This window comes from Spirosoma endophyticum, from assembly GCF_900112365.1.
Lineage (GTDB): Bacteria > Bacteroidota > Bacteroidia > Cytophagales > Spirosomataceae > Spirosoma > Spirosoma endophyticum.
This window is the reverse complement of record NZ_FOLQ01000008.1, coordinates 23,448-46,975: the sequence shown is the minus strand read 5'-3', so window position 1 is coordinate 46,975 and position 23,528 is coordinate 23,448. Positions and strand designations below refer to the sequence as shown.

Genomic DNA, 23,528 nt, shown 5'->3' with positions numbered 1-23,528 from the left:
AAATCATTGAGTGAATGGACGAATAGTACGTACTTTACTGAGTGATCCACATGTTAAGATCACGCCCTATTCTACCTTTCACTCATTACTACTATGTCCCGTTTACGGCTATTGGTCGTGCTCTCGGTTTTGTCAATCATCGGCATCCTCGCGGTGCAGGCGATCTGGGTACGAAATGCGTACGCCTTACGAGAGCGGCAGTTTCGCCAGTCAGCCTTTATTGCCTTGCAGGATGTAGCCGATGAGGTTGCCCGATTAAATCAGTTTACCATCAATCGATATGCGGTTACTCAGCTATCGGCGGATTATTTTATTGTCAACACCGACGCCCCAATAGATCCGGTTACACTAGAAAGCTTCATTCAGAAATCGCTTCAGCAGCATCACCTGATTACTGATTTTGAATACGGCATCTACAACTGCGAAACCGATCGTATGGTCTACGGGGCTTATGTGAGCACCAGTAGTTCAACCCCACTGAAAACAGGCATTAAGGAGAAAAACCTGCCAAAATTTCCTCGGTATACGTATTACTTTGGCATTCGCTTTCCAAATCAAACGGGTTTTGTAGCGGGTCAATTGAGTGGCTGGCTGTGGTCAACAGTAGCGGTGTTGCTGGTTGTTATTTTCTTCGGCTATACGCTTAGTGTCGTGCTGAAACAACGGCGGCTGACGGAGGTGCAGCGTGACTTTATTAATAATATCACCCACGAACTCCAGACACCCGTTTCCACCATTCGCATCGCTGCCGATGTGCTCCAATCCGACACGATCATTCAGCAACCCGACCGATTGAAGCAATACGCCAGAGTGTTGGGAGAAGAGAGTCGGCGGTTGCAAAAGCAGATCAACAGCGTGCTCCAACTAGCTCGTTCCGAACGTAGTGGATTTGTTCTCGACAAAACAGATGTCGATTTACACGACATTATGAGGACTGTTGCCGATGGGTTCGCACCGTATGTAACACTCGACCTGGCTGCCACGAATGCTCAAATTATGGCAGATGGTTATCACTTGGAAACGGCGCTCAATAACCTGATCGACAATGCAATAAAGTATTGCGACACAACCCCCTGCGTTATTTTACAGACCCGACTTGAACACGGTCAGCTAATCTGGTCAGTCAGCGATAATGGAATTGGTATTACGCCGGAGCATCAGAAAGCTGTTTTCCGCCAGTTCTTTCGCGTAGCGTCCGGACATACCCACAATGTCAAAGGGTTTGGCCTGGGGCTCTACTACGTCCAGCAGGTTATTCGGGCGCACGGCTGGCGACTGACGCTAATGAGCAAACCCGGTCAGGGGAGTAGGTTTGAAATAAAGAGCGAAAGAGTGAATGTGCGAATGAGCGAAAAGCTGACGCAGAACTATTCACTCATTCGCACATTCACTCTTTCACAATTCCGCCTGTGAAACATGCGCATATTCTGTTTATTGAGGACGACATTAACCTCGGCTTTGTTGTTCGCGATACGCTCGAAAATGTACCGTTCGAGGTCACGCACTGCACGACCGGGACTGATGGGTGGGCCACGTTTCAGGCAGGTCATTTTGATTTATGCCTGCTCGATGTCATGCTCCCGCAAACGGATGGGTTTACGCTGGCTCGCCAGATACGAGCTGTAAACACGCAGATTCCGATCCTATTTTTGAGTGCATTAGCGGATAAGAATGATCGATTGCAAGGGTTACGGCTCGGCGCTGACGACTACCTGACCAAGCCGTTCAGCGTTGAAGAGTTAATTCTAAAAATCAATGTTTTTCTGCGCCGAACGGCCACACCTACGGAACCCTTTCTGCACGCAAATACGGCTCTTAATCGACAGAATTTAACCCTCTTAGTCAACGGCCAAACGCAAACACTCACCCAACGCGAAGCCGATGTATTGGCTTACCTGCTCGACCGGCCCAATACACTCGTCCGGCGCGACGAGCTGCTACGTACCGTTTGGGGGGATGATGATTATTTCATGGGTCGCAGCCTCGACGTATTTATTTCCCGACTTCGCAAACGGCTTACCAAGGACCCGACGCTACGTATTGAAAATGTGCATGGTGTAGGATTCGTTTTACGGCAGTAATCCGTTTAGTTTGCAGGCTGGTTTTACTTAGTCAGTCTATCTATCCCATGAAATATCGTCTATCTGTTGTTGCGCTAACGGCCTTACTAGTTGCTTATGGCTGTAAAACGGCCAAACTTTCCACCCGTCCTGCGGCTCCAATCACCGCTTCGGTATCCGAAGAAGGGTTTCTAAACTGCTTTGCGGCCAGAACGTCCCTCAATGGCCAAACCGTTTGGTGTGAGGCTTCGGCGGTCTTGTTCGATGGCAGGAACGTACTGTTTGCCAACGATAAAGATATGCCAGCCGGTCAGAGTCCGGTCTTTATGAAAACGCTGGCAAGCCTGAGTGACTCAACACAATCTCCAACATACCTCACGCAACCCATTTTCTCGGCCACCCGTAAATATGAAGATTTCGCTCAAACGCCCGATCATCAGCTTGTGCTGCTCACGACTGGTTTTGATCGGGTAAAGGCCGGGAGCCACGATTGGGATAGCTATAATACAATTCTATATTGGCGCGGTGGCGACGAACAGCACCCGCATGTGCTGGCTCCCGACGACACCAGCCGCACATCAATTGCCTATCGCCAACGTATTGCGCAGGTACTGGTCAATGCTGAATTTCCCGGCGCCATGCCCTATTTCAAGATTGAAGGGTTGGCTGCTACAGACAAGCAACTGCTGTTTGGAATTCGGGAAGAAGGGAAATCGTATGAGAGTTTCACTTATAAGGCAAAAGTCATTAGTGTATCCTACAAGCTTGAAAAAACCGGTGATGCTGAACGTATTCGCCTGAACGACGACTGGAAGATCATTAACGATTTCGACATTGCCAAAGCTGAACCCAGCCTACCTAAAAACCTGGCCTTGTCCAGTCTGGAATATGATCCGTTTCGCAAACGATTCTGGATGCTGACGTCGCTTGAGAATAACGGGCAGTTCGACGCCTATCTCTGGTCAATTTCTCCCGAGGATTTGGCTACCAACAAACCATTTACGCTTGTCCGCAACGCCCAGGGTCAACCAGTACACACAACTGGCCACAAAGCCGAAGACCTGACCCCTTTAGACGCCAATCGGCTCCTGCTTATCTGCGACGATGACCGTGGACTCACAACCATTGGGGCCCAGACTCGACACCCCAATCAGGCTGCTTATACAATCCTTACTGTATCGAACTAAAAAACTCATACGTCCCGGTAATAAACGTAATAACACCCGTACCATGGGTTGCTCCCGGTATGGGTATGAGTTTGACATTCGTTGCGCCCCGTTTCTGCATCGCATCGTAGGCGTTCTGTGAATTCAGAAAGGACACAATCTCGTCGGCCGTTCCATGATAAAGGCGCGTTGGCACACGAGGTTTCCAGTCATGAATGTCATTGTCCTGTATGGCCGCCAGAAATGTTTTGTCGGTACCATCGTTGATGCCCTGCTTGAAACTATCCGTAAATGTCTGATTCAGGCTAACATTAATGGATACGGCATTACCCTGGGCTGTTATTTGCGAGGCATAAGGCTCCTTAAAATAATAACTCATGGGATGATTGAGCCCGTAAATGCGGTCATAGGTCTGTAAAACCCACACGTAGAGCCGGTTAACATAGTCGACACCCGTCGTCTTTTCATTAATGATTTGTTTCATAAAGGCTGGTTTATCGTAAGCCCCAGCCCCACAACTCGACGCCACCAAGTTGAATTCATTACCGGTTTCTTCTTCAATTTTCTTTTGCAGCGACATCGTTGCGTAACCACCTTCTGAATACCCAGCCACAAAAAGTCGTTTGTCCCAATTCACTTTTTGATCGCTCAGGAAATCGCGGGATGCCCGTATCATATCAAGTGAAGCCGTCGCCAGACCGTTACGTTGTTCGTAGGTGTGCGGCAGGTTTTTTGAGGACCCATAACCAATATAATCCGGTGCGGCAATGATGTACCCCTGCGAGGCAAATACTGATCCAAAGCTATAGGCTTCGCTGCTTGAAGCAAAGTTAGAGGGCGCATCATTCTCACTCGTGATAGTACCATGCTGCATACTCAGCATGGGCACTGCCGTTGTTACGGTTGGAACAAGAAGTGCTCCAGATGCTTTAATACTTGTTCCGTCAGAATTAGTCGTTGTGTATTCCAGCCGGTACGCTTTAATCGGATTGCGGATGAAAAGCTGAAGTGCTGCATTGACACCACTATACCGACTCCGAAGCTGATCAACCGAATATTCTCCAATGAGGGAGCTGCTAACCAATACACGACTGGGTGTAGGCGTAACAAGTTCGTCGACGTTAGTTTGTTGGCAACCAGTGGGCGCAACGATTACCAGGCTCCCGATTAGAAGCCATAAAAGAATTGTTTTAACTAGTAACATGTAGATGGATTAACGATATAGCTGATATAATTTTAACGTTCGCCGGACGCTTTTCGTTTATTTTAGCCAATCAATCTACCCGACAACCAATATACGTAAATAGTTAAAAATCAACCGATTGATTAATAAAAATTCAAAGTAACCTACAAACTTCGGCAAAGGTATTGCCTATAAATGACTGACTCAATTTATTGACGTGCTTACAGTAGCCAACTATTTGGGGAAGTGCTTCCACAACAATAGGCACCACACTTCCCGCTTACTCTATCTGATTACTCGTTTTCAATGTCCTTTCTTACGGATGTATCATCATCTTTCCATGAGATAAGTATCTGATAAGTAAATACTTAGCAAGATAATTGCTTTTCATGGACTATCAAATCATTAAACTGGTATAGAGTTTGGTTATCTAAAGACAGTACCAAATATTCACAACACTATGAATTATCAGTTGAAATCAGCCGGAACGAAACCACTAGCGATGCTATTAGTCGCCGGTATTCTATCAGGTAACGTTTTAACGAGTTGCAAATCATCAGCTCAGGCTGTAAATCAAACACCAAAAGATAAGACCAGTAAGAGTAAATTGAGCAAGTCTCAGAAAGGAGCCATTGTCGGTGCGTCAGGCGGGGCCGTCATTGGTGCCGTACTTGGTCAGGGAAAAGGTAACACGGCTTTGGGCGCTATCCTGGGCGCTACGGTCGGTGGTGCCGGTGGAGCCATTATTGGCCGCCGGATGGATAAGCAGGCCGAAGAAATAAAACGTCAGATGCCAACAGCTCAGGTGGAGCGGGTTGGCGAAGGCATCAAGATTTCTTTAGGCTCTGATATTCTATTCGATGTGGATTCCTATGCACTGAAACCAGAGACGAAAAAGCAGTTAATCGAGTTTGCACAGACGCTCAATAAGTATGAAGATACCGACATTCGGATTGAGGGTCATGCGGATGCTACCGGACCAGAAGATCACAATTTGAAATTATCAAAACAAAGAGCTACAACAGTTGGTAATTTCCTCGAGACACAGGGTGTGAGAACATCACGGGTCGATGAGAAAGGATATGGGGAAGTGCAACCGGTTGCTGATAACACAACTGAAGCAGGACGCCGTAAAAATCGTCGGGTGGATATTGCTGTATTTGCCAATAAAAAGATGCAGCAGGACGCCAAAGACGGAAAATTAGGTGACTAACTTTGAAAAGTACGGACACAATGGCAACTGTAAAGAAAGGCGACGATGTAACCTGGAACTATGGAAAAGGTAAGGCCAAAGGCAAAATTTCCGAAGTTCATGAGAATGACGTCGAGAGGACTGTTCAAGGCGCTACGGTTAAACGTAAAGGCTCGGCTGACGAACCAGCCTTGGTTATCAAACAAGGCAGCAAAAAAATCGTAAAGTCCGCCAGTGAAGTAAAAAAAGATTAGTCATGGCAACAAACCTTGATGAAGCCCAGAAAAAAGCCGTTAGGCAAGACTTTGACAGCGTTGTTAATATGTCTGCTTCGCAACTCGAGAAATGGCTGAAAACAGACGAGTCAAAAGCCGTTGGACAAGTTAAGGATGGCGATAATGAATCGATAGGCCACAAATCTGGTGAGCGTATTATTGATATTCTCAGCAAAAAGACTAGTGACCTATCAGCCAATGATTACGAGCATATGAGCAAAGTTATTAGTTATGTCAAACGTCACAGCGCTCAACGACCTGCTCACGTAGCAGATTCTAATTGGGAATATTCATTGAAAAATTGGGGCCATGATCCTGATAAGAAGTAAGCCTTGTTCAGGCTATATATGAATAGCAAATAGAGCATTTGGTAAAATTTGCTTTCTGATTTACTCAACTACAAATAATATCTGTTTTATTAATTAACACCTGATCAAATCAAACAACGTTATGGATACGAACGTAAAAGCAACACGAGTTGAAATTCTTGACCAGTTAGGCCGATTATTAACACGTAGTCATGATGCCGAAAAAGGGTATCAGGAAGCTTCGGAAAATGTAAAGGATAATGAATTAAAAAGTCTGTTTCTGACGCAATCACGTCAGCGGTCAGAATTTTCTCAAGAACTAGATCGCGAAATCCGGGCTTTAGGGGGTGATCCCGACACGGGCACAAGCCTTGCCGCTGATTTACACCGCGCCTGGATAAATATAAAATCTGCTTTCTCTTCGGATGATGACAAAGCCACTGTAGAAGAGTGTCATAGAGGTGATCAGGAAGCCCTTGACGCGTATAATTCTGTACTTCAGGAGACTGATCTGGTGGCCAGCACCCGAGAGCTGTTACTTCGCCAAAAACAAAGCATCGAATCGGCTAATTCGACGATGGCTCGTTTGGCATTGGTAGTGTAGTGAATGGTGGGATTGGAAAGCCTGCCTCCGTTGGGGGCAGGCTTTTTTGTGTCGAAATGTACACGAAAACAATCTTAATTCACCTACGGTTATTAGCAAGTAAGTGTACAAATCACACAAAACCACAGCTACGTGCTACGTCATGAGTAAACAAGTAAAAACTGATTTATCTGCTGATTCTATCCAATCAAAACCGGGCAAACCCTATCCACTTGGCGCTACCTACGATGGCGAAGGCGTTAACTTTACCCTATTTAGTGAAAATGCAACAGCCGTTCACCTGTGCTTGTATGACTCCAGTGACCCTAGTGTTGAAACTGCTTGCATTCTGCTGAAGGAACAGACAGATTTAGTGTGGCATATTTACCTGGAAGGCCTGCACGCCGGGCAACTTTACGGATTTCGGGTCGATGGCCCATATGATCCTCAGGCTGGTCACTTTTTCAATCCCAACAAGTTACTATTAGATCCTTATGCCCGCGCTATCAACGCGCCCGTAACTCATAATGATTCGTGGCTTGCTTATGATTACAAAAACCCATCCGACGACCGCTATCTAACAATAAGTAAAGAAGATAGCAGTTCAACGATGCCGAAGTGCGTAGTGGTCGATCCTACGTTCGATTGGGAAGAAGATGCCTCCCCCGACACGCCGTTGCACCGGTCTGTCATTTACGAAATGCACGTAAAAGGATTCTCGCACCTTCACCCCACTATGCCTGAAAAAATTCGGGGGACATACGCAGGTGTCGGTTCGACAGAAAGTGTTGACTACCTAAAAAAATTGGGTATCACAGCCGTTGAACTATTGCCTGTGCATCAATTCACCGATGAGAGTTACTGGGGCTATAACAGCATTGGGTTCTTTGCTCCCCAAAACACCTATTCCTCCTCTGGTATGGCTGGTGAGCAGGTGACAGAATTCAAGCAAATGGTCAAAGATCTGCACAAAGCAGGCATTGAAGTAATTCTGGACGTAGTATACAACCATACCGCGGAGGGGAATCAGTTTGGCCCCTCGCTCTCGTTCAAAGGCATTGACAACCGGATTTATTATCATCAGGTTGGCGATCGTCCGGAGTACTACATGGATTATACGGGCACCGGCAATACGTTCAATCTAAGCCATCCGCGGGTTTTGCAACTGGTGATGGACAGTTTGCGCTATTGGGTAACTGATATGCACGTTGATGGCTTCCGATTTGATCTGGCCTCGGCGCTGATACGTACTGATGAGGAGTTTGGAAGCGTATCGTCGTTTTTAGACACGGTGGCGCAGGACCCAATTCTGGCCCAGGTTAAACTCATTGCCGAACCTTGGGATATTCAGTCTTATAACGTAGGAGGCTTCCCGGTTCGCTGGTCGGAATGGAACGGAAAATACCGCGACACGCTCCGATCTTTCTGGAAAGGCGATGATGGAAAAGCAAATGAAACAGCTATCCGAATTCTTGGTAGTCCTGATCTCTACGCCAAGGATGGTCGGTCTCCGGCTAATAGCATAAACCTAATAACGGCCCACGACGGCTTCACGCTGAATGACCTGGTTAGTTATAACGATAAGCATAACGAAGCTAATGGTGAAGATAACCGCGATGGCTCCAACGATAATCTTAGCTGGAACTGTGGTGCTGAAGGTCCAACTGACGACCCGGTTATCAATGACATTCGGGAGCGTCAGAAGCGTAATTTCCTGACGACGATGTTGCTGAGTCAAGGCACCCCTATGGTTGTTATGGGCGACGAAAATGGTCGAACACAACACGGTAACAACAATGGGTATAACCAGGATAGCGAGATTAGCTGGATGGACTGGCAATGGAGCGAAAAGCAGCAGGCATTGTTCGATTTCACCTGCCAGCTTACTGCCCTTCGTCGCGATATTGCGCTGTTGAGCCGACGGAAATTCTTCGGTAGCGAGCAAGTTTCCTTTTTACGGCCTGAGGGGGGCGAGATGACCACCGACGACCTGGAAAATCCCGGAACCCACTGCCTTGGTTTGTTTATTGACGGAGTTCGCGTAACGGAGCAAACGGAAGACGGTCAGGACATTGGTGACGAACAACTGATCTGGATTCTGAACGCTTACTGGGAGAATATTTCTTTTTTACTGCCAAAAATTGGCCGTAAAAGTTCATCGTGGGAAATTGTTGTAGACACAGCCGCTGGTAAGGTTTACCCCGGTAGTGAATTGATAAAGGGAGGTCATACGGTAGATGTACCAGCTCGGTCATCTATGCTACTGCGCCTTAAATAAACTGCATTTTTTGTTCTGCTGACCGGTACGTTGGTCAGCAGAACAAAATACACCTGATTAGGGCAGTAAGCTTCCACAGCTTACTGCTCGCTAAACGTCCACATTTTCATTAAGATGGGCGCATCCTGAATGGCATTGTAGAGTTCCTTATCATTTTTAAAGACCAGTTGCGACAGTTGAAATGATTCGACATGTACGTCAATCGTTGGCACATCAAATGGCCAGGGCTCAAGACATAAAGAGCCATCCGTTCGCTCATGGATATAATAGGAAACCGTATCTGGACCTATGCTTACTTCCAGCCGTCGGCCTTCTGGAGGAATGCGGTCCATGCACAGAACCAGCGATAACGCATCACACCACTGAAGGAACGCATAAGCATATTCAGCTTCAGGTTTCGACGCTTTAACTTCCTTTCGCCATTTAGTCTGATTGGTACGTTGCTGATCCAGAAATATATCCAATGCCTTATCGGTGCCTCTCTTTGGCTCATACAGGAAGGATGTGTGCATAGACATAAGCAGTGCATTCCACCGACTTTTTTGCAGGCCGATCTGAATCATTTGCCGGCATTGAGCCACGGAGTAATCCAGAAGCTGAAAATCAAGTGGAGCCCCAGCCGTAGTGAGATGATTCCGACCCTCCCAGGGATCTTGTCCGTCATCATGTTCCGTTAAAGCAATCAACGTTTCTACCCAGTTAACGGGTCGTTTGTCCATTCGCCAGTGTAAAGCAAGCTGTACGGCAAGTAAGCCATGGGCCTGCTGATTAATGAGTTGCCAGCCAGTGTCTGTTTGTATAACGATCATAGAAAAGTAAAGAGGCCAGCATACGAAAGGGAGAAATGGGAAGAAGGTTTATTTACCATCTCCATCCATTTCTCCCTTTCGTATGCTGGCCTTTTCTGTTTTAATTGTAAACTTTTACGTTCTCCCCCATTTTTGGTGGATTTCCCGTAATAACAGAAGCCGCCTGCTGTATGATCCGAACCATGGTACTATCGCTCGCATTCCAATACTCAGCCATGTCGATATGTACTTTCAGCAGGATTAAATCGGGATCTTCTTTCCCATCTGGAAACCACGCTTTTGCCTGAGGATTCCAGAGTTCATCTACTTTCGCCCGATCGTCTAACTCCTGCGCCGTACCCGACACCGATACGTAGGTAGCATCGCTTACATCCGCAAACGATAAATTTACGCGATTTTCGCTGTTATCAATTTGATCAACTTTGGGCGACGAACGCTTTGTAAAAAACCAGACTGTACCATTTTCGTCAACCTGAAGAGCAGCCATTGGGCGACTCACCAGATTACCCTGCCCGTCAACAGTCGTCATCATCGCGATACGAATGTCCTCGATCATGTCACGAAGTTTTTCTAACTGCTTGTTATCTAATGTTGTAGTTTCCATAATGTTGAGAAATTTCCTGTCAACCAATCGACTATGTACTGTAACCCGCAACAACAAACCGCAGAGAACGCAAAGGTTTAATCAGTGCATTATCATTAAACAATAGCCGCTATTCGGCTCTATTTGTCTTCTTTGCAGTCTGTTGTCGCAAGGCGCTGCGTTTTCACGCCTTTTTTAATTGATAAGCGTATCCCGTACATCAATCCCGTAGAACAGCGATGCAGGTGTTACAGATGGATTTCTGGACTCGTGTTCAGTCCGGGGAGCCATATCAATGATACCAACGCAGCTACAAATTGTTTGCTGGCATATGGCGTATACTTGTTTACTACGATCGGAAGTAAACTGACTCACTTCTTCAGCGCATTTTTCACACACTTCTATACAGGCTTTAGCTAGTAAATATGCGTTCTCAGATCCCCGCACATAGAGCATAGCCAAGTTACGGCACATATCAGCGCAATCGAGGTTCAGAAAAATGCTTCGATAATACGTCTCTAATTCTTCTGAATTAGAGCATTCCGTGGCAAACTCATTGCAAAGGGCAGCACAGCTTGTTAGCGAATCGTAAATGTTTTTCTTCCAGATCATGGTAGTAAATGGGTTGTATAATAAATCTAATCAGACGTAGCGCTGCACGTTACCAACTGACCACTGTTGATCGGACCGTTCGCAACGGGCCCAGCGACGTGCTTCGTCAACGCTGTGCATAACAACACTTTGTTTGTCCAACTTCCCCTGCTCCAGCAGTTGATTGGCAATCTCAATTGCTTTCGCCCGAACGCTCGGATTCAGTGATCGCATAGCTGATGGAAAGTGAGTGATAGACCACATAAGGATATGAGTTGAGTGTTGCATAGACAGTAGCTTATATTGTGCCATTTCTACAAAGAGCCTATTAATTTCACAAAACGTTATAACAAGCATCTATTTTTCAGCACGTTACGAAATCCACTAGTCACTTTGCCCACAGTGACACCGGACGCTGTGTATGTGCCATTTGTGGAAATTGTAAAGGCAGGTGGGTATATTTTTACACATATGTATTCCACAAAAAAACCAGTCCTGCGCGCAGGACTGGTTTTTTTGTGGAATTGTGAATTTCACAGGAGCTTCCCGAGGGTATCGAAGGCTCAGACCCCATTTTTTCACCTTGGAAAGTATAGGCGAAACGTAGTGCCCTGCCCCACTTTACTTTCTACCTCTATTGACCCTTTATGGCTATTGATAATATTCTGCGTTGCCGTTAAGCCTAACCCCATCCCCCCTGATTTCCCGGTGAAAAATGGGTCAAACAGCCGTTGTCGATCAGCATCTGTAATACCGCCCCCATTGTCACTAACTTCAACATACACTCTGTTGTCGTCCGTACAATTTGTTTTAACAGACAGTACTCCTTTCCCTTCTTCCATCGCTTCAACAGCGTTGACCAGAATGTTCAACAGGGCCGTTTTGACCTGATCCCGGTCAAGTAACGTGTAACAGTCTTCGATGGCAAACGTTGTTTCGAGCCGCATACGCTTCAACTTAATGCGATCACTTACCAACTGAAGCGTTTCCTTAACGACAATATTGAAATCCTGCTTGTTGCGTTCCAGATCCCGGGGTTTGGACGAATTGAGCATTTCTGTAATAAGTTGCCCAATACGGTCTACATTACGGCCGATTATGTCCGTAAACATAGTAACATACTCACTGTCCGTATCCAGCTCGTCTTTCAACTGCTCCAGCGCCAGACTCAGATTCGTGAGTGGATTACGTACTTCGTGGGCAATGCTACGGGCAATTTTACCCGTCATCGTCAGTTTTTCGGCAAGGATAAGATCCTGCTGCGCCCGCTTTTGGTCGGTGATGTCGCGCACAATTCCCTGATACCATTCGGGTTGGCCTACCCTGTCTTCTACCTCCCAAACAGAAATCTGACAGATCCGTTTACGCCCGTTCCGTTGGATTAATATTGTTTCAAAATCTTTAATCTGGCCGTGTTCGCGCACGGTAAAACGTAGCTTCCGTAGCTGATTCAGATCAGCAAAAAGACGCGCAGGATTCAGGTTTCTCAGCTCTTCACGATTGTAGCCCAACAGCTGCTCAACAGATGAATTGGCATCCTGAAAACGCATATCTTCGGTTGCCACAAAAATCGCGTCGATTGACCGTTCGAAGAGCGTCCGATATTTGTTTTCTTTACTGGCGACTTCGGCCAATACACTAGCCTGGCGGAGCGCATAACGAATGCTCCGGCCAAGGAGCTGGGCATCGATACGTCCTTTTACCAGATAATCGGCAGCACCAAGCTCAAGGGCCGATTTATCTACTGTCAAGTCATCCTGACCGGTAAGCAGGATCATCGGTGCCCGACAACCCATCCGAAAAGCCTCTTGAATCAGGTCTATTCCCGTATGATGGCCCAGGCGATAATCAACGAGATAGACATCGTATTTATCGCTTTTAATCGTTGTCAGTGCCCGGTCATAGCTATCGACCCAATCGAGTTTGATCGAGGCATTTTCCCGTACCGACACCAAAGCTTTCGTTAGTAGATAATCGTCTTCATCGTCCTCAATAAGCAGAACGCTGATCGTTTCTTTTTCTTCAGTAACATCGATTGCAGTTGCAACAGGTATCATAACTATGATTAATTAACCATAAGCTCTACCAGGGAGAAGTTATCTCGACTGGTGTTTACCGATAACGGCTTAAGGCAATTTAACGGTATCCATCCAATACGTTTTTAATGCACTGACCATTTCAACCAGCCGATTAAAATTAAATGGCTTCGTCACATATGAATTAACGCCAAGATTATACGTTTTCACTACATCTTCTTCAGCAGAGGACGTAGTCATAACAACTACTGGGAGCCTGCGAAGTTTAGGATCATCTTTAATTTCGCTTAAAGCCTGAAAACCATTCTTCCGGGGCATGTTCAAGTCCAAGATTAATAAATCTGGCCAGGGCGCATTCTGTTCTGTGAATCGACCCTCACGACGAAGGTAGTCCATTAACTCTTCGCCATCTTCAACAAACTCCAGGGAGTGTGTATATCCTGACTGCCGAAGTGCCCGATCCATAAATAGTCGATCATCAGTATCATCTTCGGCAATCAGGATGGTCATATAAGTAGGATCATGATGCATAGGCACGAGATAAATTACGGTAGCCAATAACAAGCTTTGAATAAATAGTGGAAGGTCTGAAGAGCCAAATCTGGACGTTGGGGTGTCGAACAGACATGTTATTTCAACGTAGTAAAGTTCAGATTTACTCTCTCCAAAAGTAGTCAAAAACATTATACTACTTTTCTTTTTCAGGTAATTAAATACGCTTTTAACCTATGCTTTCTCCCTGGTTCCTATCCCTTTACCTACGTACTCTTTGCCAGGTTTTCGTATAAAACTTACGGTACCAAATGTACAATCTGGCTTGGGTTACTAATTAGCTGTTCGAAAATTACCAGTCGATTGAAGCGCTATTCCTGTATGAATTAGACAGGCTTTCGGCATGTTTCTCATTGCTTTTTTTAGGCTACGCTGGCCAACCAGTTTTGAGCTGAATTGTTACGACAATAAAAAAAGTTGACTGGAAGGTTCTACACATTGGGGAATTTCTTACTCAACTTTTCATAATTCGACACAAATTAGCAAGGCTCCCGAAAAGCTATAAATAGGTATAATGCAAGTGTATACCTCAAATAGAAGCCATTTTAGCATTTGTGGCACGAAATTAACATATTGTTTAACTAAACAGAGCCAATCCAAAATCTGTCACTAACTACATTGATGTTATGAAAAAGTCAGTCAATACCTTACTACTAGCCGCTGTTCTAACAATCGGTGCATTCACGCTGAATTCTACCGATGCCGTGGCGCAGGGCCGCACTCGTGTCGGTATAAAAGGAGGCCTTAACGCCAGTTCACTGTATTACGATAGTCAGGGGGTTTCCAATAAAAATGAACGTATTGGTTTCCACTTGGGCGTATTTGCACAAGCGCCTATCGGTGAGTTTTTTGCCATTCAGCCTGAATTGCTTTACACGACCAAGGGAGCCTCGGCTGATTACAACGTACTTGGCTTAAACGGTAAAAACACATTTAAACTTAATTACGCTGAACTACCGGTGCTTGCTACGTTCAAGTTGGGACAATCAGTTGAAATACAGGCAGGTCCGTACGTATCCTACCTACTCAACTCAAGTATTAGCTCTAACGAAAGCTTTCAGACCACTATCGGTCGTGGCAATTTCAACAAAGTTGACTATGGACTTGCAGGTGGCTTGAATCTGTACTTTGGGAAAGCATTTATTGGGGCTCGATACGAACAGGGATTCAAACAGATTGCCAGCAGTGGCGCGGCTCAAACATTACTTGGTAATGCCAAGAACGGTGTAGGCCTACTGTCGGTTGGGTTTAGCCTTAATTAATGAGTGAAAAAATGAATGACCGGGCCGCCGGAGCGGTGAAAGGGCGATAAACTACACTAGTTTATCGCCCTTTCGATTATTCGCACTTATGCTTTATAAATGTATATCGTACGCTTTTAGCTTGTTGTAAAGCGTTTTGCGGTCAATGTTAAGTACTTCAGCAGCTTTGGTCTTGTTATAGCCTGTCTTCTCGAGCACTTTTAGAATAGCTGCTCGTTCTGCATTTTCCGAAACCGACTTCAGATTCGCTGCCGACTGACTAAATACGGGTACACCCGGACGGGCTGGATCGTAGTTAATCTGAACATTACTCATGCCTGTATCTTCGGGGGCCAAATATTGTGGCGTAACAATTTCCTGGGGTAGTACGTCTGCCTCGATGTATTCTCCCTGCGTGAGCAATACGGCCCGTTTCACTACATTCTGTAGTTCGCGCAGATTACCGTGCCAGTAGTACTCTTTTAACTTCTCTTTCGCTTCCTCCTCAAATCCCAGAATATCTTTCTCTAATTGCCTGTTGGCAGAATCCAGAAAGTGGTCAGCAAAAATCATGATATCAGCTTTACGTTCCCGCAAAGGCGATAAATGCATTTCAAATTCGGCGATGCGATGGTAAATATCCTCTCTGAACTTACCTTGTCGAACGGATTCTCTCAGGTCTTCATTGGTAGCAACTATAATTCTAACGTCTACCGGAATATCCTGATTACTACCAATCCGCCGAATTTTCCGTTCCTGTAGTACACGCAGCAATTTGATTTGATTGTCGTAGGACAAATTCCCAATCTCATCCAGAAAGATGGTGCCCCCATTTGCAAATTCGAAGCTACCAGCCTTATCGGCCATTGCCCCTGTGAAAGACCCTTTTACGTGACCAAACAACTCGCTCCCCGCCAGCTCTTTACCCAGGGCTCCACAATCAATAGCCACGAACGGTTTGTCGGCACGCTTGCTTTTAAGGTGAATGGCATTCGCCACGAACTCTTTGCCAGTACCTGTTTCGCCCGTGATAATAACCGACATATCGGTTGGCGCAATTAGATCGATGTGTTTCTGGAGTTGTTCAGCAAACCGGCTCTTGCCAAAAATAAATCGCTTCCCATCGGGCGTAAGAGAAACTTTAGCGGACGATGCTTTTACAGAATTTGCTTTACTGGAAGCTGTTGTCGTCGTTACCGTCGAATCTTTCGTCTGGTTCAGTGATTGAGTACGTCGTTCAAGAGCCGCTTTTATGGTATAAAGAATTTCGTCGGGATAGAGGGGTTTCGTTACGTAGTCATACGCCCCATGCTTAACGGTCTGTACGGCCATCCTGACGTCGGAATAGCCAGTGATAATAATGACGGCCGTTGTTGGATGCATCACCTTAATCCGGCGTAGCATCTCAAGACCGTCAATATCAGGAAGTTTAAAATCGCAGATAACTAGTTCAAACGTTTCCTTTCGCAGTAGAGTAAGCCCGTCATCTCCCCGCTGGACCGACGCTGTTTTATAGCCCTGTTTACTTAGAAACCGTTCTAAGAGCAGGCATATATCATTGTTATCGTCAACAATCAGAATTTTTTCCATGAAGAGGAATAGAGCCTATTCAGAAAGCCCATTCCCAACTAGTAGTGTGCAGCAATGGATGGCTCTTTCTTTGGCTTTATAAACAAAGTTACTCAAACCTCAATGGTTTGCAAAGCCATCTCGACCGAACGACGGGTAAATGGTTTCCCAATAAAATAATCAGCACCCTGCTCGGTAGCCCGCCGACGTTCAGCCTGCCCATCGAAGGCACTAATCATAATTACTTTAGCCTCAGTTTGCCCTTCCTTAATAGACGGCAGCAAATCGAAACCCAAGCCATCCGGCAGATTCAAGTCTAGAAAAATAGCATCAAATTTTTGGGCGCTCAGGCATTGTCGACCTTCCTCAATAAAATGAGCGCAAGTAGGCTGATAACCTAAGCGTCTCAATAAGCCGGAGAGCAAAAGACAAATGTCAGTTTCATCGTCTACAATTAATACGCGCTTTGCCAGAGATACTGTATTCATTGCGATAGGTCTGTACTGGTGTCCCGGGCTAACTCCTGTTGTCGTTGTTACCACAGCCAATTTTTTATAATGTGTTATTCATACACTACTCTATAAATTTAGTGCCGAAAATAGTGAGCTTCTCCAAAATCCATAGTATAACCCTCACTAACGTGCAATAGGTTAACCATTTGCGTTTTAACATTGATTAATTTAAGGCAGATCACTAGTGACAAATATGTTAGTAATAGAATTGCGATTGCGCTATTTTTCTACGCTTATTCTACAGGTGTAGAATTTCATCCACACTTTCATTTTATGGGAAACTTCTTGATAGAAGCACAGAAGTAAGTCACCGAGTAGATTAAATGCTCATTTACAAGCGTATAAGGCTAAAGATGTAAGAGTATGAATAGTATTGGCACAATTGGCACAACTTTTTCTAAATAGATAATCGATTGCGAGATAATAACTTCTGATTTACTCACGAAACATCATGGGAAACCTTCTTTACACGATTGCTGTGATACTAATCATCATATGGCTCTTGGGATTTTTAGGAGTCTTGGGAACCGGAATTGGTAGCAGTAGCCTGATCCATGTCCTACTGGTTATTGCGGTCATCGCAATCATACTACGTCTGATACAGGGACGCGGAGTTTGAAGAAGGCTTTAACACAAAGACAGTACGTGACATTGTATTAATGTCGCATAGTAATACAAAGTATACCTAACGAACAAGTCGGTTTAGGTGCGGAAACTCCCGCAAAACGCATTTTAGGTTAAGTACAAGTTACGGTGGGTACGGAATCCCTGCGCCAAGTTGAGCGCGGGGATTTTTATTTTTGGCCTGTTTACTTGGTAGATATTCAAAACAGGTGGAATTGAGCATCGACTATCTAGCTGTTATCACCAGTAAAAAGATCCTGGCAACAGGAAGCGTGCTAAATAACTATCCGGGGAGAATTGCGTAAAACGTGGACGTCCTTGTAGAGAAAACTCCTCAATAAGGCTTTCTCACTGGAACCCAGGAAGTACCCCCAATTAACTCAACAACAACCACTTATCATTTTTTTTTATTCGTGGTACAGAATTTTCTATAAAGTTGTCATTGTTTGTACATAGTCATTCACAAAAGTTAAACATCATGAAATCACTACCAGGTATATTAGTAGGATTAGCCGTTGGCGCAGTTGTAGGCATTCTTCTTGCTCCCGAAAGTGGCACTAAAACACGGAAACGTATCTCGTCTGAGTCAGATTCTTTCTTCAAAGATCTTCAGGACCAGCTTCAGTCGGGTTTAGATAGCATCAAAAGCCAATACAACGACTACATTGATACAGCTTCCGGTAAAACCGAGGAACTAGTTGGCCAGGCAAAACGTAAGATTAAGCAATAAATACTACTTACCTGAAAGTAGTTGACACTCACCTAAAAATACACAAACCAATGAGAAGCACAAGAGATTTTCTAACCGGTATCATTACAGGCGTTGTTATTGGCATTCTGACAGCCCCACGTAGCGGCAAGGAAACACGCGATAAACTGACCGAAGAAGCTAACAAGCGTACCGGCGACCTGAAAGACCAATGGGAGAAAGGGGTTTCTCAGGTTAAAGAAGGCCTTGACCAAGCTAAGAGTCAGGTCAGTCAGTATACTGACAAAGCAAAAGAACAGTATAATCAATACAAAGGTCAGGCCGAAGCAACTTTCGACAAAAACAAGGAAGAAGCTAAGGAAACCTATAACAATAAGGTTGACGAGTTAGCCGACGATGCCAAAGCTGGTGTTGACAACGCTCAGTCGTCAGTTAAAGCATAAGTACGATTACCCGATTTACTCAACGTCTCTGAAAAGTAACCCCCGCTGGATCTATAGATCCAGCGGGGGTTACGTCTTTTTAGTGGGTTTAACTACCTTTTAATTCTGGTTTAAGAAGCCTTTAATTAGCTATGTTGACTTTTGTACACCCAATGAGCTATCGTTTTAACCGTGTGCCGATAACGTTTGAATACAGATAAGCAGGGTACTTAAGACACAATGAAAAAATATCCTCTTATAGTCTCTTCACCCCAACTCCGAAATCGACTGGAGCTTACTCCCAATAAACACTTGACCAACGTACAGAATCATTCGTTTGGCTTGCTGGTACACGTAGCAAAAGACTCAGTTGGCCAAATCCTGCGATACCGGGCAGTTGCTGCTTTAGCTTGTCTCTTGCTTGTGGCTGGCCTAAGTAGTTGTGGTAGTTCAGCAAAAACCGATGAAACTCCACTTACCAAATCGAAGCAGGATACCAAATTACTCGCAACGGCAACCTTCGATACGGCCAGGTTAGAGAATGCTAAAAATGAGTTAAATCTAACTGGCAAAATCACCTTCAACCAGGATCAGGTAGTCAAGGTGTTTCCATTAGTAGGAGGCCACATTGAAACGCTCAAAGCCGATTTAGGTGATTATGTAAAAAAAGGGCAAATCCTGGCGGTGATACGGTCGGGCGATCTGGCCGACTTGGAGCAACAGGCCGTTGCCGCCCGAGGTCAGTTAGCGGTAGCGCAGAAAAATCAGCAGGTAACAGAAGACATGACCAAGGCCGGCCTGAGTTCGCAACGCGATCTGGTGGCCAGTCAGGAACAGTTGCAGGCGGCCAAAGGTGAAGTGAATCGGGTAACCGAGCGACGCCAGATTGTTGGTGGATTGGGTTCAGTTTATTTGGTGAAAGCTCCAATGAGTGGGTTTGTCGTTGAAAAGACAGCATCTCAAGGCATGGAACTTCGCTCCGATGACCCGGAAAACTTATTCACTGTCTCTAACCTCGATCATGTCTGGGTTTTGGCGAACGTATATGAGTCTGACTTAGCCAACGTACACGAGGGTGATCAGGCTACGATTACAACTATCTCATATCCGGACAAAATTTTCCGGGGTAAAATTGACAAGATCTTCAACGTACTGGACGCTGACAGCAAAACCCTGAAAGTACGTGTTACACTCGACAATGCTGATTACCGGCTAAAGCCCGAAATGTTTGCCAATGTAAGTGTTAGTTACGCTGGCCACGACCAACGTATTGCGATTCCCGCCGGGGCCGTTGTTTTCGACAAAAACCGAAATTTTGTGGTGATGGTCAATAAAGAAAACCAGCCAATCGTGCGTGAGGTAAACATCTATAAAACTATTGGCCAGAAGACATACCTGGCAGGCGGCCTGGCCCCTGGCGATCGCGTTGTAACAACCAATCAACTGCTGATTTATAATGCGTTAGGCAACTAAGAACTACAACTCTGACTGTAAAAAAGCCGCCCGAATATCATACATTCGGGCGGCTTTTTTACACGTTACTCGGCCGTCGTTGGATCAATAATCGTAGATACTTCACTGACAGAATTGGCAGGGAAGCCACCTTGTTTTGCATGTTCACGAACCATTTCTTCGTTGGGCGCAATATATATACAATAGATTTTGTCGCCTGTCACATAGCTCTGTAACCACTGAATTTGTGGCCCCATATTCACTAACACCCCACAGGAGGTTTGCGAGATACCTTTCAGTTCGTCCGCAGATAGCTTACCCGCACCGGGAATCTCCCGTTCAATTACGTATTTAGGCATGATTAAAAGGGTTTAGTAGTGACTACTGTTTGATTTCCAAATTCTCAGTTTTACTCGTTCTGGCCATCAAGCCGACTTTAGCACAAACCTTAAAGAAAAAAAGCCAGCCTTATTAAAAGACTGACTTTCAGGTAAAAAGCTTTATTTAACGGTAAAATGATCTTACTTCTTCGTCACCCGAATCGAAATCCGGCGATTTTGCGCACGCCCTTCCTCAGTGTCGTTTGAGGCAACTGGGTGCTCCTGGCCATACCCTTCGGCCTCCAGGCGATCTTTATCGATACCCATTTTCTCTAGTTCGACACGTACTGAATTGGCGCGGTCCTGCGATAGTTTTAAATTGCTGGCAACATTGCCCGTATTATCTGTATAGCCCCCGAGTTTGACGTTCACGTTCGGATAAGCTTTCAGAATTTCACTGATGTTTTTCAACTGCTCCTGCGATTGGGGCTCCAGTGTGGCGCTGCCTGTCTGGAATAAAAGTCGATCGAAATCGAACCAGGTTTCTTTATCAACTGCTTTATCGCTTTTGATAAAGGCCAGCAACTTGTTTTCGATACCAAACTCAGGAATGTTCAACTCAATGCCACTCGTCAATTTCTGAATACTGAACTCACCGAGTTTGGCGTTGGGCGTACTAACTTTATCATTGTCGGCGGCAGTCGATTCTTCCAGCGGAACTTCTGTTCCAGCGGCTTCTTTACCCTCAACATTATAGCCTCGTGTTTCAGTCGATTGTACGGCAATATAGGGCGCAATGACCAGCGAGACAATGGACATCAGTTTGATCAGGATGTTCATCGATGGACCAGAGGTATCTTTGAAGGGGTCTCCCACCGTATCGCCCGTAACCGACGCTTTGTGTGGCTCCGATTTTTTGTAGTACATCTCCCCGTTGATCAGAACGCCTTTTTCGAATGACTTCTTGGCGTTATCCCACGCACCACCGGCGTTGTTCATGAAGATACCCATCAATACACCCGACACGGTTACACCCGCCAGCAGACCACCCAGTACTTCAGGCCCAAAAATAAACCCAACAATAACGGGCACGGTCAGTGCAATAGCGCCCGGTAGCACCATCTCACGAATGGATGCTTTCGTCGAAATGGCTACGCATTTTTCGTATTCAGGCTTGCCGGTTCCTTCCATAATGCCCGGAATTTCGCGGAACTGGCGACGTACTTCTTCCACCATGGCCATAGCGGCTCGCCCGACCGCAGCGATGGCCAGCGACGAGAAAATAAACGGTATCATGGCACCGACGAAGAGTCCAGCCAATACGTCCGCTTTGTAGATGTCAATGGCCGAAATACCCGAAATGCCGACGAATGCCGCAAATAAGGCCAACGCTGTCAGCGCGGCAGAGGCAATAGCAAACCCCTTTCCCGTTGCAGCGGTGGTGTTCCCAACGGCATCGAGAATATCGGTACGTCCACGGACTTCTTCGGGCAGGTAACTCATTTCGGCGATACCACCGGCATTATCGGCGATGGGACCAAAGGCGTCGATAGCCAATTGCATGGCCGTAGTTGCCATCATACCAGCGGCTGAGATAGCAACGCCATACAGACCCGCAAAATGATAAGACGTATAAATACCTGCGGCCAGTACCAGAATCGGTAATACCGTCGATTCCATCCCGACGGCTAGACCGCCAATAATATTCGTAGCGGCACCCGTTGCCGATTGACGGATGATCGACATGACCGGACGACGGCCCATAGCCGTGTAGTATTCTGTGATGATGGACATCAACGCGCCGACAACCAGACCCGTTACGATCGCGTAGAACACATCCATACGGCCAAACTCAACACCCCGGATTTCCATCGTAATATCGGGCAGATAAGCTCTGACCAGAAAGTATGACGCCACCAACGTAATACCAATAGACGCCCAGTTGCCCAGGTTCAACGCGGCCTGAACGCTGCTGCTGTCGTTTTTAATACGAACGAAATACGTAGCGATAATCGAGAAAATAAGTCCCAGACCAGCAATCATCATCGGCAGCACAATCGGTGCGTGACCGTAGATATTCATATCCGCAGGAATCCGAATTTCACGACCAAGTACCATCGTTGCCAGAATCGTGGCGACATACGAACCAAACAAATCGGCTCCCATACCCGCTACGTCTCCAACGTTATCGCCCACGTTATCGGCAATGGTAGCCGGGTTACGTGGATCATCTTCGGGAATACCCGCTTCCACTTTACCAACCAGATCGGCACCAACGTCGGCCGCTTTGGTGTAAATACCGCCACCCACACGAGCGAATAAGGCAATCGACTCAGCACCAAGCGAGAAACCCGCCAGCACCTCAAGAGCCTTCTCCATTGGAAGTCCATTGACGTCGCCCGAGGCCCCAACGTATAAGTGATAAAGAACAATAAATAAACTGCCAAGTCCCAGAACGGCAATACCGGCAACTCCGATACCCATAACTGAACCACCCGTAAAGGATACGTCCAGAGCGCGGGCTAGACTAGTTCGGGCAGCGTGGGCCGTACGGACGTTCGCTTTTGTGGCAATGTTCATGCCAATGTAACCTGCCAGCGCCGACAAAAACGCGCCGAGAATGAACGAAAGGCCAATAACTGGGCTGGAGTTTTCAACTAATGTACCAGAGTAACCAAGCAGAACCGCTACGATAATACCAAAATACGTGAGCACACGCCACTCTGCTTTTAAGAAGGCAATTGCCCCATCAGCAATATATCCGGCAATTTCCTGCATCCGGGCATCGCCAGCTTCCTGACGCGAAACCCAAAGAAATTTCGTAAACATTACTACCAGGCCAATAATACCCAACACGGGAACTAAATAGACACTATAATTCATGCGATTAGTTAATAGGTTATAAAATGGGTTTAGAAAAAAGGTTTGCTCACAAATATAGAATTTGACCTTGCATAACCCAACGTACAAAGCTACACCCGTAGACTTTTTTTAAGGATAAGTACGTTTTTTTTAGGAAATTTCCGCTTGTAGGGTCCCAAATCGGCTCATTACTTGGATGTC

At 45.9% G+C, this 23,528-nt stretch carries 24 protein-coding genes; 13 read left to right on the top strand and 11 right to left on the bottom strand.

The features are described 5' to 3' along the window. Window positions 1–93: 93 nt before the first annotated feature. From BM202_RS19835 to BM202_RS19825, 3 genes are read left to right on the top strand one after another with little or no spacing between them, the layout of a single operon-like run. Window positions 94–1,413 carry a sensor histidine kinase gene (locus tag BM202_RS19835; protein ID WP_093829332.1) on the top strand — a complete coding sequence of 440 codons (1,320 nt, stop codon included), beginning with the start codon at window positions 94–96 and terminating at the stop codon, window positions 1,411–1,413. Further along, window positions 1,410–2,081, top strand: coding sequence for a response regulator transcription factor (locus tag BM202_RS19830; protein WP_093829330.1), 672 nt, complete (start codon window positions 1,410–1,412; stop codon window positions 2,079–2,081). Before BM202_RS19835 ends, BM202_RS19830 begins: the two co-directional genes overlap by 4 nt. 47 nt (window positions 2,082–2,128) lie before the next feature. After that, a complete protein-coding gene (locus tag BM202_RS19825; protein ID WP_093829328.1) occupies window positions 2,129–3,247 on the top strand; it encodes a hypothetical protein in 1,119 nt (372 codons plus the stop codon). On the opposite strand, the gene BM202_RS19820 is transcribed toward BM202_RS19825, so the two are convergent. Next, the gene (locus tag BM202_RS19820) at window positions 3,231–4,430 is read right to left on the bottom strand and encodes an alpha/beta hydrolase family protein (RefSeq protein WP_093829326.1); all 1,200 of its coding nucleotides are present in this window, start codon (window positions 4,428–4,430) and stop codon (window positions 3,231–3,233) included. The two genes, BM202_RS19825 and BM202_RS19820, sit on opposite strands and share 17 nt — an antisense overlap. Before the next feature lie 439 nt (window positions 4,431–4,869). On the opposite strand from BM202_RS19820, the gene BM202_RS19815 reads away from it, so the two are divergent. From BM202_RS19815 to glgX, 5 genes are all read left to right on the top strand, one after another. Beyond that, window positions 4,870–5,622, top strand: a complete 753-nt coding sequence (locus BM202_RS19815; RefSeq protein WP_093829324.1) for a YiaD family glycine zipper/OmpA-like lipoprotein — start codon at window positions 4,870–4,872, stop codon at window positions 5,620–5,622. 20 nt (window positions 5,623–5,642) lie between these two features. After that, complete coding sequence (locus tag BM202_RS19810; RefSeq protein WP_093829322.1) at window positions 5,643–5,855, top strand: hypervirulence associated TUDOR domain-containing protein; 213 nt, start codon at window positions 5,643–5,645, stop codon at window positions 5,853–5,855. A gap of 2 nt (window positions 5,856–5,857) precedes the next feature. Next, window positions 5,858–6,205, top strand: a complete 348-nt coding sequence (locus BM202_RS19805) for a DUF3140 domain-containing protein (protein WP_093829320.1) — start codon at window positions 5,858–5,860, stop codon at window positions 6,203–6,205. Between the two features lie 121 nt (window positions 6,206–6,326). Further along, window positions 6,327–6,788, top strand: coding sequence for a ferritin-like domain-containing protein (locus tag BM202_RS19800; RefSeq protein ID WP_093829318.1), 462 nt, complete (start codon window positions 6,327–6,329; stop codon window positions 6,786–6,788). 142 nt (window positions 6,789–6,930) lie between these two features. Next, window positions 6,931–9,045 (top strand): glycogen debranching protein GlgX, encoded by a 2,115-nt coding sequence (gene glgX, locus BM202_RS19795; RefSeq protein WP_093829316.1) that lies wholly within the window; start codon window positions 6,931–6,933, stop codon window positions 9,043–9,045. Window positions 9,046–9,125: 80 nt separating this feature from the next. Here glgX and BM202_RS19790 read toward each other — a convergent pair whose 3' ends face one another. The 6 genes from BM202_RS19790 to BM202_RS19765 all read right to left on the bottom strand — a co-directional run bounded on the left by BM202_RS19790 (window position 9,126) and on the right by BM202_RS19765 (window position 13,574). Beyond that, on the bottom strand, window positions 9,126–9,854 hold the full coding sequence (locus tag BM202_RS19790) for a DUF3891 family protein (RefSeq protein ID WP_093829314.1): 729 nt from the start codon (window positions 9,852–9,854) through the stop codon (window positions 9,126–9,128). Window positions 9,855–9,954: 100 nt separating this feature from the next. After that, the gene (locus tag BM202_RS19785) at window positions 9,955–10,458 is read right to left on the bottom strand and encodes a pyridoxamine 5'-phosphate oxidase family protein (RefSeq protein WP_093829312.1); all 504 of its coding nucleotides are present in this window, start codon (window positions 10,456–10,458) and stop codon (window positions 9,955–9,957) included. Window positions 10,459–10,632: 174 nt separating this feature from the next. Next, window positions 10,633–11,049 (bottom strand): four-helix bundle copper-binding protein, encoded by a 417-nt coding sequence (locus BM202_RS19780; RefSeq protein ID WP_093829310.1) that lies wholly within the window; start codon window positions 11,047–11,049, stop codon window positions 10,633–10,635. A gap of 30 nt (window positions 11,050–11,079) precedes the next feature. After that, window positions 11,080–11,262 (bottom strand): DUF2188 domain-containing protein, encoded by a 183-nt coding sequence (locus BM202_RS19775; protein ID WP_245776720.1) that lies wholly within the window; start codon window positions 11,260–11,262, stop codon window positions 11,080–11,082. 344 nt (window positions 11,263–11,606) lie between these two features. After that, complete coding sequence (locus BM202_RS19770) at window positions 11,607–13,085, bottom strand: hybrid sensor histidine kinase/response regulator (RefSeq protein ID WP_093829306.1); 1,479 nt, start codon at window positions 13,083–13,085, stop codon at window positions 11,607–11,609. 69 nt (window positions 13,086–13,154) lie between these two features. After that, complete coding sequence (locus BM202_RS19765) at window positions 13,155–13,574, bottom strand: response regulator (protein WP_093829746.1); 420 nt, start codon at window positions 13,572–13,574, stop codon at window positions 13,155–13,157. A 668-nt stretch (window positions 13,575–14,242) separates the two neighbouring features. Here BM202_RS19765 and BM202_RS19760 point away from each other — a divergent pair. Beyond that, complete coding sequence (locus BM202_RS19760; protein ID WP_093829304.1) at window positions 14,243–14,878, top strand: porin family protein; 636 nt, start codon at window positions 14,243–14,245, stop codon at window positions 14,876–14,878. A gap of 93 nt (window positions 14,879–14,971) precedes the next feature. On the opposite strand, the gene BM202_RS19755 is transcribed toward BM202_RS19760, so the two are convergent. Together BM202_RS19755 and BM202_RS19750 are read right to left on the bottom strand one after the other, a co-directional pair. Beyond that, entirely contained in the window at window positions 14,972–16,447 is a 1,476-nt protein-coding gene (locus BM202_RS19755; protein ID WP_093829302.1) for a sigma-54-dependent transcriptional regulator, read from the bottom strand. A 92-nt stretch (window positions 16,448–16,539) separates the two neighbouring features. Further along, a complete protein-coding gene (locus tag BM202_RS19750; RefSeq protein WP_093829300.1) occupies window positions 16,540–16,914 on the bottom strand; it encodes a response regulator in 375 nt (124 codons plus the stop codon). A gap of 475 nt (window positions 16,915–17,389) precedes the next feature. Here BM202_RS19750 and BM202_RS36690 point away from each other — a divergent pair, with 475 nt between their 5' ends. From BM202_RS36690 to BM202_RS19735, 4 genes are all read left to right on the top strand, one after another. Then, on the top strand, window positions 17,390–17,557 hold the full coding sequence (locus tag BM202_RS36690; RefSeq protein ID WP_111348847.1) for a lmo0937 family membrane protein: 168 nt from the start codon (window positions 17,390–17,392) through the stop codon (window positions 17,555–17,557). Window positions 17,558–18,040: 483 nt separating this feature from the next. After that, entirely contained in the window at window positions 18,041–18,292 is a 252-nt protein-coding gene (locus BM202_RS19745) for a YtxH domain-containing protein (protein ID WP_093829298.1), read from the top strand. 50 nt (window positions 18,293–18,342) lie between these two features. After that, window positions 18,343–18,714 carry a YtxH domain-containing protein gene (locus BM202_RS19740; protein WP_093829297.1) on the top strand — a complete coding sequence of 124 codons (372 nt, stop codon included), beginning with the start codon at window positions 18,343–18,345 and terminating at the stop codon, window positions 18,712–18,714. A gap of 219 nt (window positions 18,715–18,933) precedes the next feature. After that, complete coding sequence (locus BM202_RS19735; protein ID WP_093829295.1) at window positions 18,934–20,166, top strand: efflux RND transporter periplasmic adaptor subunit; 1,233 nt, start codon at window positions 18,934–18,936, stop codon at window positions 20,164–20,166. 65 nt (window positions 20,167–20,231) lie between these two features. On the opposite strand, the gene BM202_RS19730 is transcribed toward BM202_RS19735, so the two are convergent. Next, window positions 20,232–20,504 carry a DUF4242 domain-containing protein gene (locus tag BM202_RS19730; protein WP_093829293.1) on the bottom strand — a complete coding sequence of 91 codons (273 nt, stop codon included), beginning with the start codon at window positions 20,502–20,504 and terminating at the stop codon, window positions 20,232–20,234. Between the two features lie 162 nt (window positions 20,505–20,666). Beyond that, window positions 20,667–23,348: a sodium-translocating pyrophosphatase gene (locus BM202_RS19725; protein ID WP_093829291.1), complete on the bottom strand. Its 2,682-nt coding sequence runs from the start codon at window positions 23,346–23,348 to the stop codon at window positions 20,667–20,669. Between the last annotated feature and the right edge of the window lie 180 nt (window positions 23,349–23,528).

Coding starts and splice junctions, on each gene's coding strand:
- BM202_RS19835 (WP_093829332.1), top strand. CDS start 94: ATGTCCCGTTTACGGCTATTGGTCGTGCTCTCGGTTTTGTCAATCATC.
- BM202_RS19825 (WP_093829328.1), top strand. CDS start 2,129: ATGAAATATCGTCTATCTGTTGTTGCGCTAACGGCCTTACTAGTTGCT.
- BM202_RS19820 (WP_093829326.1), bottom strand. CDS start 4,430: ATGTTACTAGTTAAAACAATTCTTTTATGGCTTCTAATCGGGAGCCTG.
- BM202_RS19815 (WP_093829324.1), top strand. CDS start 4,870: ATGAATTATCAGTTGAAATCAGCCGGAACGAAACCACTAGCGATGCTA.
- BM202_RS19810 (WP_093829322.1), top strand. CDS start 5,643: ATGGCAACTGTAAAGAAAGGCGACGATGTAACCTGGAACTATGGAAAA.
- BM202_RS19805 (WP_093829320.1), top strand. CDS start 5,858: ATGGCAACAAACCTTGATGAAGCCCAGAAAAAAGCCGTTAGGCAAGAC.
- BM202_RS19800 (WP_093829318.1), top strand. CDS start 6,327: ATGGATACGAACGTAAAAGCAACACGAGTTGAAATTCTTGACCAGTTA.
- glgX (WP_093829316.1), top strand. CDS start 6,931: ATGAGTAAACAAGTAAAAACTGATTTATCTGCTGATTCTATCCAATCA.
- BM202_RS19790 (WP_093829314.1), bottom strand. CDS start 9,854: ATGATCGTTATACAAACAGACACTGGCTGGCAACTCATTAATCAGCAG.
- BM202_RS19785 (WP_093829312.1), bottom strand. CDS start 10,458: ATGGAAACTACAACATTAGATAACAAGCAGTTAGAAAAACTTCGTGAC.
- BM202_RS19780 (WP_093829310.1), bottom strand. CDS start 11,049: ATGATCTGGAAGAAAAACATTTACGATTCGCTAACAAGCTGTGCTGCC.
- BM202_RS19775 (WP_245776720.1), bottom strand. CDS start 11,262: ATGCGATCACTGAATCCGAGCGTTCGGGCGAAAGCAATTGAGATTGCC.
- BM202_RS19770 (WP_093829306.1), bottom strand. CDS start 13,085: ATGATACCTGTTGCAACTGCAATCGATGTTACTGAAGAAAAAGAAACG.
- BM202_RS19765 (WP_093829746.1), bottom strand. CDS start 13,574: ATGACCATCCTGATTGCCGAAGATGATACTGATGATCGACTATTTATG.
- BM202_RS19760 (WP_093829304.1), top strand. CDS start 14,243: ATGAAAAAGTCAGTCAATACCTTACTACTAGCCGCTGTTCTAACAATC.
- BM202_RS19755 (WP_093829302.1), bottom strand. CDS start 16,447: ATGGAAAAAATTCTGATTGTTGACGATAACAATGATATATGCCTGCTC.
- BM202_RS19750 (WP_093829300.1), bottom strand. CDS start 16,914: ATGAATACAGTATCTCTGGCAAAGCGCGTATTAATTGTAGACGATGAA.
- BM202_RS36690 (WP_111348847.1), top strand. CDS start 17,390: ATGGGAAACCTTCTTTACACGATTGCTGTGATACTAATCATCATATGG.
- BM202_RS19745 (WP_093829298.1), top strand. CDS start 18,041: ATGAAATCACTACCAGGTATATTAGTAGGATTAGCCGTTGGCGCAGTT.
- BM202_RS19740 (WP_093829297.1), top strand. CDS start 18,343: ATGAGAAGCACAAGAGATTTTCTAACCGGTATCATTACAGGCGTTGTT.
- BM202_RS19735 (WP_093829295.1), top strand. CDS start 18,934: ATGAAAAAATATCCTCTTATAGTCTCTTCACCCCAACTCCGAAATCGA.
- BM202_RS19730 (WP_093829293.1), bottom strand. CDS start 20,504: ATGCCTAAATACGTAATTGAACGGGAGATTCCCGGTGCGGGTAAGCTA.
- BM202_RS19725 (WP_093829291.1), bottom strand. CDS start 23,348: ATGAATTATAGTGTCTATTTAGTTCCCGTGTTGGGTATTATTGGCCTG.